This is a genomic window from Niallia sp. FSL W8-1348 (assembly GCF_038006745.1).
Classification (GTDB): domain Bacteria; phylum Bacillota; class Bacilli; order Bacillales; family Cytobacillaceae; genus Niallia; species Niallia alba.
Map to the genome: position 1 here is coordinate 384823 of NZ_JBBOVV010000002.1, position 12680 is coordinate 397502.

12 protein-coding genes are annotated in these 12680 nt (G+C 33.1%); 4 read left to right on the top strand and 8 right to left on the bottom strand.

Features of this window, described 5'->3' with window-relative positions:
• Nucleotides 1-36 precede the first annotated feature (36 nt).
• On the bottom strand, nt 37-444 hold the full coding sequence (locus tag NST60_RS20295; RefSeq protein WP_016203648.1) for a hypothetical protein: 408 nt from the start codon (nt 442-444) through the stop codon (nt 37-39).
• Nucleotides 445-595: 151 nt separating this feature from the next.
• Nucleotides 596-1756 carry a metallophosphoesterase gene (locus NST60_RS20300; RefSeq protein ID WP_016203647.1) on the bottom strand — a complete coding sequence of 387 codons (1161 nt, stop codon included), beginning with the start codon at nt 1754-1756 and terminating at the stop codon, nt 596-598.
• A 253-nt stretch (nt 1757-2009) separates the two neighbouring features.
• Here NST60_RS20300 and NST60_RS20305 point away from each other — a divergent pair, with 253 nt between their 5' ends.
• Nucleotides 2010-2957 carry a MerR family transcriptional regulator gene (locus tag NST60_RS20305; RefSeq protein WP_016203646.1) on the top strand — a complete coding sequence of 316 codons (948 nt, stop codon included), beginning with the start codon at nt 2010-2012 and terminating at the stop codon, nt 2955-2957.
• 155 nt (nt 2958-3112) lie between these two features.
• Complete coding sequence (locus tag NST60_RS20310) at nt 3113-3907, top strand: HAD family hydrolase (protein WP_016203645.1); 795 nt, start codon at nt 3113-3115, stop codon at nt 3905-3907.
• A gap of 56 nt (nt 3908-3963) precedes the next feature.
• Here the strand turns inward: NST60_RS20310 and NST60_RS20315 are convergent, their stop codons facing one another.
• On the bottom strand, nt 3964-4401 hold the full coding sequence (locus tag NST60_RS20315) for a hypothetical protein (protein ID WP_016203644.1): 438 nt from the start codon (nt 4399-4401) through the stop codon (nt 3964-3966).
• 488 nt (nt 4402-4889) lie between these two features.
• Here NST60_RS20315 and NST60_RS20320 point away from each other — a divergent pair, with 488 nt between their 5' ends.
• Nucleotides 4890-5207, top strand: a complete 318-nt coding sequence (locus NST60_RS20320) for a thioredoxin family protein (RefSeq protein WP_016203643.1) — start codon at nt 4890-4892, stop codon at nt 5205-5207.
• A 278-nt stretch (nt 5208-5485) separates the two neighbouring features.
• On the opposite strand, the gene ppc is transcribed toward NST60_RS20320, so the two are convergent.
• The 4 genes from ppc to NST60_RS20340 all read right to left on the bottom strand — a co-directional run bounded on the left by ppc (nt 5486) and on the right by NST60_RS20340 (nt 10945).
• Nucleotides 5486-8248 carry a phosphoenolpyruvate carboxylase gene (gene ppc, locus NST60_RS20325; RefSeq protein ID WP_169188653.1) on the bottom strand — a complete coding sequence of 921 codons (2763 nt, stop codon included), beginning with the start codon at nt 8246-8248 and terminating at the stop codon, nt 5486-5488.
• A gap of 671 nt (nt 8249-8919) precedes the next feature.
• Nucleotides 8920-9219 (bottom strand): HesB/YadR/YfhF-family protein, encoded by a 300-nt coding sequence (locus NST60_RS20330; protein WP_016205504.1) that lies wholly within the window; start codon nt 9217-9219, stop codon nt 8920-8922.
• 224 nt (nt 9220-9443) lie between these two features.
• Nucleotides 9444-9824: a hypothetical protein gene (locus tag NST60_RS20335; protein ID WP_016205505.1), complete on the bottom strand. Its 381-nt coding sequence runs from the start codon at nt 9822-9824 to the stop codon at nt 9444-9446.
• Between the two features lie 494 nt (nt 9825-10318).
• Nucleotides 10319-10945: a YitT family protein gene (locus NST60_RS20340; protein ID WP_328021222.1), complete on the bottom strand. Its 627-nt coding sequence runs from the start codon at nt 10943-10945 to the stop codon at nt 10319-10321.
• Nucleotides 10946-11172: 227 nt separating this feature from the next.
• Between NST60_RS20340 and NST60_RS20345 the strand changes: the two genes are divergently transcribed.
• Nucleotides 11173-11622: an Lrp/AsnC family transcriptional regulator gene (locus NST60_RS20345; RefSeq protein ID WP_016203641.1), complete on the top strand. Its 450-nt coding sequence runs from the start codon at nt 11173-11175 to the stop codon at nt 11620-11622.
• A gap of 82 nt (nt 11623-11704) precedes the next feature.
• Here NST60_RS20345 and NST60_RS20350 read toward each other — a convergent pair whose 3' ends face one another.
• Nucleotides 11705-12493 (bottom strand): HAD family hydrolase, encoded by a 789-nt coding sequence (locus NST60_RS20350; RefSeq protein WP_016203640.1) that lies wholly within the window; start codon nt 12491-12493, stop codon nt 11705-11707.
• Nucleotides 12494-12680 lie beyond the last annotated feature (187 nt).

The following is a 12680-nucleotide window of genomic DNA, read 5'->3' on the forward strand; positions in this document are numbered from 1 at the left end:
TTCTGATAAAAAACAGCATTTTTTTAGAAAACTTTCTTATTTAATAACCGCCTCTTCAAAGGGTGCGTAAAATACTCCTTTTGGGGCGAGGATATTTGTTTCTGACTCCTCTTCCCTTCCGTTTACTTTATAGTTGCCTGCTGGAAAGTAATCATAGTATCCTGAATTTATATGCAAATCCACATAATATTCATCCAGTTCCCTCATTAAAATATGATAAGCTTCCCTATCAATAATTTCGCCTAATTCATCTAATGCAAAATTTTCTCTAACTGCTTCCAGAAAAGGTTCACAAGAATCTGCAGCAATATATAAATCGACGTCACAGCATTCCATGCAAAGTAGAACCTCTTCTCCCTTTATATTTTCATATGCATCATCGACCATCTCTTTTAATATCTGTTTAATTTTTTCTTTATTAACCAAATTCATGGTTGTTTTCACTGCAATTCCCTCCAACTATTACGAGCTAAACAAAAATATCTATAGAATTATCATACACAAAAACAAGTACAAAATGAAATAATAACATTTTGTACTTGTTTATTCCCCCTTCAACTTTATTGCTTGTATAACCTCGTTTTCAAATATAGTTTTAATCTAAATGATTCAATAAATCCTTGCTGTTCATATACTCCAATGTATCATGTTGATAACGGGAAAGGATGTATTCAATTTGCGGCATTGGCGATACAATTGATATTTTCTTCTTTTTGATAATCCGAATAATTGGCTTTGCTGTTGATTTTGAATCTGCTATCACCCACTTCCCCTTCTTTTTTCTAAGTGTTAAATCAATAATACCAAGATGATTTCCCCAGTTTCCTGCTTGCACTGCTGGTTTTCCATTAATCAATCCCTTTTCATGATTAACTCCTTTTGGTCCTTTTTCTCCCTTTACTGGAAAAATGCCATGTGAATGTCCATAAAGGATAACATCGATTCCTTCCACCTTACTAATATCTCTTACGTTATTACCTGATTTTGGCCAATAATCCTGATCAGAATATAAGCCTGCATGTACTAAGGCAATGATTAAATCTGCCCCTTCTTTTTTCATTTGCGGAATGATTTCTTCTGCTGTTTTACGCATATTTTTTATAATAAGTTTATCTTTAAAATGTTCCTTATCCCATTCCTGTGTTATTGGAGTGATCAATCCGATTACTCCAACTTTTAAATTTTCCATTTTTCCTTTTTCAGCTACAACCATTTTATCCAATAATAAATACGGTTGAAAAAAATGAATATCATCCTGTTCGTAGCCGTTTCGATCATCCACATAAATATTCGCATTTGTATAGGGAAAATCAGCACCCATTAATGTGTTTAATAAAAAGTCCAACCCAAAATTAAATTCATGATTACCTACTGTTGCTGCATCATATCCCATTAAATTCATACTTTTGTAGGCCGGATGAATATCCGTTGAATAAAACATAGGGGAACTTGCTACATACTCCGCTAATGGACTTCCTTTTATGACATCACCAACATCAAACAATAGAGTATTTCTTTGCTCTTTTTTTGCCTGTACGATTAAACTAGCAACTCGGTTATATCCGAATTCAATCGTTTTCTTTTTTTTCTCATAATTATAATCCAATAGGTAAGAATGAATATCGGTTGTTTCCAAAATTCGCAGTTTAACGGTTGATTCATCAACAATCGCACTATTTGCTTCTATATGTTTTGCGTTTATTTGCATAAAAAGGATAAGTGTGACGGAAAGAATAATTAAAAATTTCTTTTTCATATGGTTGTCTCCCCTTTACTCCCAGCATTCCTTTCGATTCTCTTAGTTTATACATTAACGAAAAGAACTACACCAAGAGGAAGAAAGCATCAAACAAAATGATTTCCTAAAATAGAAAAATCGGGAAAATTGTCAACAATTTAGAAGTTTTGATAGCTTTTGTCTTGTTGCAGGAATTTACATCACGATTCTCTAAATAAATACATAAAGAGGCATATATATTACGTTGATATATAACAAAGGAGAGAGAGAAATGAAAGCATATACGATTAGAGAAGCATCTAAAAAACTTACTGCAACGCCAACTAAGTTAAAACAATGGGAAAAGGAGTTACAAGGAATTATCGTGATACCTAGAACTAAAACCGGGGCACGTATTTATACAGAAAAAGAAATTACATTACTTCATGAAGTAAAAAATTTATATAAAGAAAAACGGAAAACAGCAGAAGTCAAAGAAACATTGACGATGCTCATAAACAGACCTAAAGACGAAGAAGTTCAAAAACCAAAAAAGGAAGCAGACGATGAACAGACAAGCTTCGAAGTTGTTAATAAAAAGGAAATAGATTCGGCTCAGTCTATAGAATCTACACCATCACCTACTGCTGAACAAAATTTCCGCATCCTTCTTTCTTCCTTGGAAAATTACAAGCAAGATTTTCTAGAAGAAGTCAAAGATGAGATCCGTAATGGGCTTAAAAAAGAAGTATTAGAAACAATTACGAAGGAAATTAAAGCTGGCAGTGAAGAAACAATTCATCATATTACAAATTCAGTGAACAAAACACAGGAGAAAACTAGCGAACATTTGGAAGAGTTTTCTGAACTATTACATAAAAATACGGAAAAAACAGCAACGGGATATGAAGAAATTCAGTCTAAAATCAAGAAACTTTCTCAAATATCAAAAGCGGAAAGAAAAACATATTCCAAACAATGGACATCAAATGTTTCTTCCACTAAGGAAATTAAATCAATGATTGAACATCTTTCTAAATCGAACGAAGAATTAAATAAAACAGTGGAACAGTTAAATGAAAATGATCAATATTTAATGGAAACTCTCCGGTTAGAAAGAGAACAAATGAATAAAGAAATCAAACAAAGAGAAAGAAATTTTCAAGAATTAGTACAAACCTTTCGCCATACTGCTGCCTCTCAAGAAAAAAGGCGTCAATGGTGGAGAATTTTTTCTTGATTTTTACATAAGTATATAACGATAAATCTTATGTATAAATACTTAAAGAGTAATCAAAAAATTTTTCAATTTTTGGTTACTCTTTTTCTTTTGCGCTTTTTATATGATAGTATGGTATGGAGAAACGTAATAGTATGTATTAACTGGAGGTAAAAATGTCTACAAATTATAAAATTTTATTTCTTGATATTGACGGAACCATCTTAACACCGGAAGATACGATTCAAGATTCAACGAAAATAGCAGTACAATTAATGAAAGAAAAAGGATTAGAAGTCTTTTTAGCAACGGGTAGACCACTACATGAAATTTCCAATATTGGTGAAACACTTGCCATTCAATCGTTTATCGGATACAATGGCGCTTACGCTATACATAATGGTAAAGATGTATTTAGACAACCAATGAGCCCTGACTTAGTAACCAAATACTTAGAGATTGCAAACGAAAAAGGAAATGAACTAATTTTATATACAAATACTCATAATCTACTTTCACATCCTGAAGGAGAAATGACGAAACAATTTAGTGCAAAATTCCATCTAAAGAAGAATAGAGCCTTTACGACAGATGAAAAAGAAAACATCCTTGGAATAACCGTTGTAAACTTAAAAGAAGAAGATATTGCTTTATACGAAGCATTCCCTGACGTTCACCTTTCGCAAGTAAACATTGATGGATTCAGGCATTCTTATGATGTCATTAGCGATAAAGTCAATAAAGGATTTGCCGTATCCCTTATTCTAAAAAAATTGGACATCGAAAAAGCATCTTCCATTGCCTTTGGAGATGGCCTTAACGACAAAGAAATGCTCCAAGTAGTCGGAGAAGGCTTCGCAATGGGAAATGCTCACGAGATGTTGTTCTCGTATGCAAAACATAAAACAACTTCTGTGACAGATTCAGGAATATACAATGGTTTAAAATGGCTAGGATTAATTACAGAATAATTGGAAATACTCTTTTAAACCAAAGGATCGGTCTCAAGTTAAGAGACCGATCCTTTTTAAACTTCTGTACTTTCTTCACTAGCATCCTGTTTATTTAGATGCTGTAAAACTTTTTTATCAAAATATTCTTCGTTCATTTTGTAGGAGATTTCAAAAGCTGGCGTGGTTGCGAACTCTTTTTTAATCCAGTAGTAATTATCTTCTTTCGTTGGCTCTGTTAAATCAAGCATTATAGTAATTTCAAGAGAAATAAGATTTTTATTCTTCGTAATATTAACAGTTGGATTCGTACTTCGAGCTACTTTGTTCATTAGCTTTTTATTAAATAGCATGGAAAAGTGCAGCTCGTTACCGCTTTTATTTTTCTTATTCAGTTTCAGTAAATAGGAATCACCTAGATCTACTAATTTTTCTTTATCCATATTTTCGATTGCTAATATTAACCGTATGTACGTATTTTCCACTGGTGCAATGTTTATTTTTGTTGAGCTCATTTGTAACCTCCTCTTACTTGAAACCGTAAAATTGACCCTTTTTATCATATGACAACATCTCGTTTATTATAACGAAAAAAACTGTCCAAAAATAGCTGCTTTCGCATAATTTTATCCCACTCTTAACGAACAGTAAGACTCCCGCCTCAAGTTTATGAGTACACGAGGAAGATAACTGGGAGATCAACTGTCCGGTCCGATTGGTTCACCTAACCATCATGGGGGAGGAAGGAAACTCCCCCATGATGGAAGTTTCACTTTATAATGGCAATATAACTTCTTTTCGATATCTATCTCTTCGCAGCCTTAATCTCCTACTTTGTATATTCTTATCTTTCTAACGTCATAATGCAAATAAAATGCTTGTCTTTCATATAAAAATAAAAAAGGAAGCATTTTTGCAGGAAATAAGTGTGTGCAATGTGTATAATAAATAATAATAACTTATTAATAGTTAAAAGGAATATTTTAAAATGAGGAGTTTAAAAATGAAAGAAATTAAAACAGTAGATGTATTTGAAGAAATTATTAATAATGGAGAAATAAATATTGTAAAGTTTTTTACGACTTGGTGTCCAGATTGTACAAGAATGGATATGTTCATTGACGATATCGTTGAAGCAAATAATGACAAAACATGGTATACCCTAAATAAAGATGAACTGCCAGAAATAGCTGAAAAATACGATGTAATGGGAATACCAAGCCTACTAATTTTTAAAAACGGCGAAAAAATCGGTCATTTACATAGTGCTAATGCAAAAACACCTGAACAAGTTGAAGAATTTTTAGCAGCATATAAATAATTTAATCACATACACATCAGCTCCAAAGTACTTACAGCTAGACACAAATTTGCTTTAAAACTTATATTTTTTTAAAGGTCAAAAAAGAAGCTGGGACATAAGTATTTTCAACCAAATAACCCCAAACGATTATACGTACATGCTAAGAAAAGTTCGTATAATCCGTTTGGGGTATTATTCATTTTAAGAAAGAAGGTTTGTGGTGATCACCCGCAGCCTGAATACACTTATATTTTGTTTTGTCCCAGTCTGTTTATATTGCCTTCTCTATTTCTAAATCAACCTGTATTACGTAAACCGGCAGCAATACCATTAATTGTTAAAAGAACTTGGTTCAATAATTCCTTATCTGGAATTTCCTGTTCACGAAGCTGTTTAATTAACTCTACTTGGAAGAAATTCAATGGATCTACATATGGATTTCTTCTATAAACTGATTCTTGAATAGAAGGAGTGTGATCAAGTAATTCTTCAATTCCTGTTATTTCTAGCAAGATCGTTTTTGTTTTATTATATTCTTCTTTAATAATTTGATAAATACGATTCCCAATTGCTTCATCCTCAACAAGAGAAGAATATTCTCTAGCAGTTGTTAAATCTGCCTTCATTAAAGCCATCTGTAAATTATCGATTGTTGAGCGGAAGAATGGCCACTTCGCATACATTTGCTTTAGAATTTCAAGATTGCCTGGCTTTTGTTGGGCGAATTCAGAAAGTCCTGTACCAGACGCATACCAAGCTGGAAGTAGTTGTCTGCTTTGCGTCCAAGCAAATACCCATGGAATTGCACGTAAATTGTCAAACGTTGTTTTATTTTTTCTACTCATTGGTCTCGAACCAATTTTTAAATTACCTATTTCATTTAAAGGTGTTGCTTCTTTAAAATAAGTCATAAAATCAGGATCATTAAATACTAACGATTGATATTTAGCAAGAGAAATAGCAGAAATTTCTTCCATGCAATCTTCCCAAAGACTTCTTTCCTCTTTATGCTCGCTAATATCCTTTGATATATGGGCAATTGCCATAAGCAAAGTGGAAGTTGCTTGCTCTAAGCTTCTAAAAGCGATATCTTCCAATAAATAACGCGAAGATAATACTTCCCCTTGTTCCGTGATTTTTACCCCATCTCCTAATGTTTCAGCTGGTTGAGAAAGGATACTTTTATTTAATGGACCGCCACCACGACCAAGCGAACCACCACGACCATGGAAAAACTTTAAGCCGATTTGATAGTTACTTGCCATTTCATGAATTTCACGCTGTGCTTTGTATAATTTCCAATTCGCTGTTAAGGTACCGCCATCTTTACTACCATCAGAATATCCTAACATAATTTCCTGTTGATCATTATGCTGTCTTAAGTGCTCTCGATAAACGGGCATACGGAATAATGTTTCAATAATTTCAGGTCCAGCAACTAAGTCATCAATCGTTTCTAACAATGGTGCAACATTTAAACGACTCTCAACCGTGCCATCTGCATGTAAGCGATAAATTCCAGCTTCTTTTGCTAATACAAGCACTTCTAGAATATCACTTGGTGAACGAGTCATACTTACTAAGTATACATTAATAGCACGTTCTCCAAATTTCTTATGCGCCTCTCTTATCATGGAAAATGTACTAATCATTTCCTGTGTTTCATCTGAATAATCCTCATTTAATAAAAGAATCGGACGTGGATCATTTAAGACAGTTTCAAGTATGCGCAACTTTTCGTTTTCCGGTAAGTTTTTATAATCATCTGTTATGCCAACTTTACGTAAAATCTCATCAATAGCAGCTTCATGCTCCCCACTATGATTACGAATATCCAATGTTGCTAAATGGAATCCAAACAGTTGAACCTGACGAATCATTTTTTGTAAATCCTTTTGCTGATGTGCTTTAGGTTGATGCAACGCAAAACTTTCTTGGATTAAAAATAAATCATCTAATAGCTCTTGTACTTTCACATAGCCTTTATCAGACTTCCCATATTCCCTTAATCTTTCCAAAATTACTGAAAACTTTCTGCGATAAACTTCTTTTTCAACCGGCCATTTTTTTTCAGGAGTCAAATATAACTGTTCTTCCTCTATAATGGATTGAATTAGCTTTGAGCTAACTTTTACACGATTGGTAGAATGGCTAAATTTCTTCATTAATTCGTCAACTGCATCCATGTATTTCTGAATTACCAATTCATTTTGTTTATGAAGTGTTTGCCATGTAACATCCGGAGTTACATTCGGATTACCATCTCGGTCTCCCCCGATCCAAGAACCAAACCATAGGAAATTAGGTACTTTCCACTCAAAGTTAGGATAGTTTTCGAGGAGCGCATCCTGAACTTCTTGATGAATTTCTGGCAAAACATCAAACAAAGTCTGATCGAAATAATAAAGCCCATTTCTTACTTCATCCATTACAGTAGGACGTTCTTGACGAAGCTCATCTGTTTGCCACATAATCGTGATTTCTTCAAAAAGATCTTCGTCTAACTGTTGTCGCTCTTTTTTCGTTAACATTGGATTATCAAGCTGTTTCATGATAGTAGCAATTCTTTTTTGAATCTCTAAAATTGTACGTTTTGTTGATTCTGTTGGATGTGCAGTAATGATTAGTTCTAGCGAAAGAGTATTTAACACCTCTTGAATCGTTTCTTCCGATAAATCCTTTTGTTTAAATGCCATTATTGCACGATCAATTGAATACGGCTGTACGCCTTTTTCTTGACTCAATTGATATTCTCTTCTTCGACGAATGCGATGATTTAATTCAGCAACATTCACTAAATGGAAATATTTCGAAAACGCACGAATTACTTGTCGGCGAACAGGTTTATCTAATTTTTCCATTTCAAGCTTTAATTGGTTATATGTATGTTCATTATTTGTTTCGCGCAGTTCTTTTGCTAACTTACGAATTACCTCTACCTTTTCTAATAATTCTTGGCCACCATGGTGGATAAGCACTTCACCAAGAATATTACCAAGGTGTTTGACATCTTTCCGTAAAGGTAAACTGCTCTCATTTCCTTTTATCGTTGTTGTCATTAGATTACCATCCCTTAATCTAAATTTTTTTACATAAATACTTTATTACCATTAATCCTATCACTAATCTTTTAAAAATTCATTAACAAAAATCAATAATTAATAGATAGAAAAGATAGATTTCGAATAATTTATCTAATATTTATATCAATTATTCATCGATAACAAAAAACAGAGTATTTTCAATCTATTTTTGAGTATTTATGGAAATAAATAGGCTATTCATTATATTTACTTGAATCTCATAATTTTGGTTACATAATGTATATAACCTAAATATTTAAATGTGTAAACCTTTTTGCGTAAAGTTATTTAAATTTGACGGATTTTATTTAGTACAGGTTCCATTTAGTAGAAAACATTAGCATATAATAACCAGGATGGAAATATCGTTTTTGAGAAATTAATTTTTAGGAAGTGTAAAAAAAGGCTGTTTTCGTAAATTTTGTTGCTATGACCCGCAGCCTGAATACACTCCGCTTTCCGTGGGGCTCGCGCTGAGCCGCGGTCTGCCTTTGGCCTGCAGGGTCTCAGGCTGTCTCGCTAATCCCACAGGAGTCTACGTGTATTCAGGCTGCTCAGATTTACTCATTAATTGATTTTTTCTATTGAGAAAGCAACAATCTTTTAGAAAACAGCCAAAAAAAAGGAAGTGTCTCCACTTCCTTTTTTTAATGATGATGATGTTCTTTTGATGGATTATAAATTGTAAAACCTGGTTGTGGAACATGGAAATATTGAATCCATACACCATCCAAGAACTCTGCCTCTCTTGTATCCAATAAAATAGGAATGTCCTTATCAGATTGAACAATTTCATCATGCTCAGTCTTTTGGTCCAATTTCAGATCATAATGAGCATGGTTTCCATGATTCTCAGTTATGTATACGCGAATCATTTCTCCTTCTTCAGCCTTTTCTAGCATTTGATTGAGAACTTTTACCGCGTGTCTGTTTATTTTGACTTTCATTCTAATAATCCTCCTAAGCAAACATTTGCCTTCTTCTAATACCACTCTATTGTAATCTCCTATTCCGGCGTTTGCAAATAATCAAGACTTTTTAGAGAAATTTCTTAGAATTACTACAAACGTAGCAGCCAAACATACCAACAGCTAACATTCATAATCTTAAGTACCCAAAATAAAAAGCAACCCAACAACAGATTGGAATTGCTACTTTACCATTTATAACGCTAGATCACCGCAAGATCTTTTTGAATAGATTTTAAATCATTAAGTTCACTTGCAAATAAATCAAATTGCTCTTTATTCAAGCCATCTAAAGACTCATTTACTTTATATTCTAAATAATTCATTCTCAATTCCATGTCCAGTAAAGATGTAATCTTTTTACTGGAGATAAATTCTTCGATTTCATCCACAAACATGAAAAAACTATAATCCTTTATCATGACAAGTAAAAGCCAGCCAAGTGAATCAACGTACTTTCTTTCCTCAGTAACCGTAATGATATCACCTTTATGTAAATCTAGAATGAATGAATGTTCAGGTCTAGGACAGGTACATTCGATCATATATTGAAATGGAGCTAAAACAATGAAATCATTTTTCATTATATCTTACACCTTCCTATTCTTTTCGTTTATTTGTTATTATTTTAAATGAAAATGATTATCACTGTCAATTAATTTTTCCTTTATAATAAACTTTATAAAAATAGAGGATGGGACATAACTAAATAGATACTCTGTAAAGACGAACAATTTCTAATATAGCTAGTAAATAGCGGCTGCTTTCGCATACTTTTTACAAGAGGAAATATAATTAGTTGGAAAAACAGAGCAGCCGGAATACACGAAGACTCCTATGGGATTAGCGAGACAGTCTGAGACCCTGCAGGCCACAGGCCGAAGCGGCTCAGCGCGAGCCCCATGGAAAGCGAAGTGTATTCCGGCTGCGGGGAATCGCACCAAACTTCATGGAAACATCCTTTGAAAAACAAATAAAAGCCCGAACAATTATACGGAACATTCATTAGCATCTTCGTATAATTGTTCGGAATTATCCTTGGCTGGAATACTTATGTCCCAGCCTCTTTATTTTGCCGTTAAACAGACTGTGTTTCAACAACTGTAGGAACTTTTTCTATATTACTTTTGCTTGTATTTCGATGTGCTATTTTTTCCTTAAAAGTACTCATCATAAAGGAAATAATAAATACTGATACAATGCTGTATAGGCCTCTAACTAGTCCAACACTATACAAGCCAATTAAAATAACGATTGTATCAAAAATAAAATTTGTTTTCCCCATATTCCAATTAAATTGTTTTTGAAGCGTAATAGAGAGAATTTGTGCGCCCCCTAAGGACGAACCATTCATAAACAAAATAATTGTTCCTATTCCAATAATAACACCACCGATCATGGAACCTAATAAAGGATAAAGGGCAAATGGCGGAAGAATGAGGGAAAGTAAATAAGAAAAGAAAGTAACTAACGAAACCGCTAATATGGTGGACAAAGTAAATTTTTTGCCCATTTTAAAATAAGATAAAATATAAAATGGAATGTTTATTAAAGTAAATAAGATGGAAAAAGAAATAGGTAGCAAATAAGATACACTTAATGCAAGTCCTGCTGTTCCTCCAGTGACAATCGCAGATCCTTTTAATAAATACAGACCAAATGATGTAATTAAACATCCAAACATCATAACAATTATTTTTTTCAACTACATACACTCCTATAGTAATGATTATAAGTGGAAGGTAAACGAGGATTCATTGATGAAATCCTATAAACATGTGGTTTTTTGGGTGTAATTCTTACATATATAATGATAGAATATATCGAAGCATTTTTACATACCAATATGAATGTAATTATCTTGTACATCTTCAATTTCGCATGAATATTTGTGCGATTACATTCAATTTGCAAAAAGGAGCATTCGTTAAAATGGATAAAGTTGACATACAACTACTTAAAATTTTACAGGAAGATGCAAGAATTACAGTTAGTGATTTATCCAAAAAATTAGCTTTAAGCCGTCCAAGCGTTTCGGAAAGGTTATTAAGACTGCAAGAAAAAGGGATTATTTTAGAATTTAGCGCAAGAATATCTCCTGCAAAGTTAGGGAGAGAAACACTATTATTTATTCAAATTAGTGAACTAAAAGAAGAGCCTCATGCATTTGAGGAGTTTATCAAAACAGAAACGGATATTATTGAATGCCATCGCGTAACCGGTACTGTGAGTTATATAATTAAAGCAGCTGTTTCTGGAATAGACGGAATGAGAAACTTGGTTGATCGTCTAATTCCATACGGCACCATTAATACCTCTGTTATTTTAGCGTCACCTGTTCCATATAGACATATCTTGCCAAACGACCGGTCAGAAAATTAGACTAAAGATTCGCTATATAAAAAATGAAAAAGTCTGTGTAACCACAAGGAACAATAAAACACTCCTTATGATTACCAGACTTTTATTCTTTTTGTTTCAATATAGAGAATAATTCCTGAAGATGATGAATTTCATATGTTGGCTGGATTTCTTGGTTTATAACATTTTCACGATTAATCCAGACTGACTTAATTCCCGTACGGTTTGCCCCTAAAATATCTGTCATTAAATTATCACCAACCATCAAGCATTCTGATTTGTCTACACCTACTAGAGAAACGGCATGCTCAAAGATGGAAGGATCAGGCTTTCCTCTCCCAAAATCTCCAGAAATAACAATATAATCGAAATAAGGAGAAATCTCTGGTGTGATGGATAGCTTTGTATTTTGCAAATGAGGAGATCCGTTCGTTAATAATAATAAAGAATATTTCCCCTTTAATTGATCAAGAACTGAAAATGTTTCTTCAAAAACATAAGGTGATTTCTTTCTGTTCTCTGGAAAAGCTTTAGCTAGTTCTTCACCGAAGTTGTGATCATGGATCCCTAATGTTAACAATCCTTTTGTCCATGCTTCTTTTTGATAAACAGGAATAAGCTCTCTCATTTTTGGAAAGAAATCATGTTCTTCTAGAAACTCTCCCCAAAGTCCTTCAAATGGATTAATACCTATCATTTTCGTAAATGCATAGGTATCATAGCCTTCATATAAAGCTCTTGCTTCTTTTCGTACCGCTTCTTCTAAACGTTCAGCTGAAATATTATATCTTTCTTCTGCCAATTTACAAGTCTTTAAGAAAGCTTCTTGTACACTTTTTTTATCCCATAATAACGTATCATCCAAGTCAAAAAGAATTGCTTTAATCGTCATTCACTGTTTCTCCTTTTTAAACAAAAATATTTTATTTAGGGCAAAGCCTAAAAAAAGTAATCTTTCTTTATTAGATTACAAGTGTTTCTTCACAACGTAAACCCTTCTTTTTATAAAAAAAAGGATTTCGCATCATAGAAGCAAAATCCTTTTTTTGGATCTCAACGTTAAAATAATATCCTAAAAT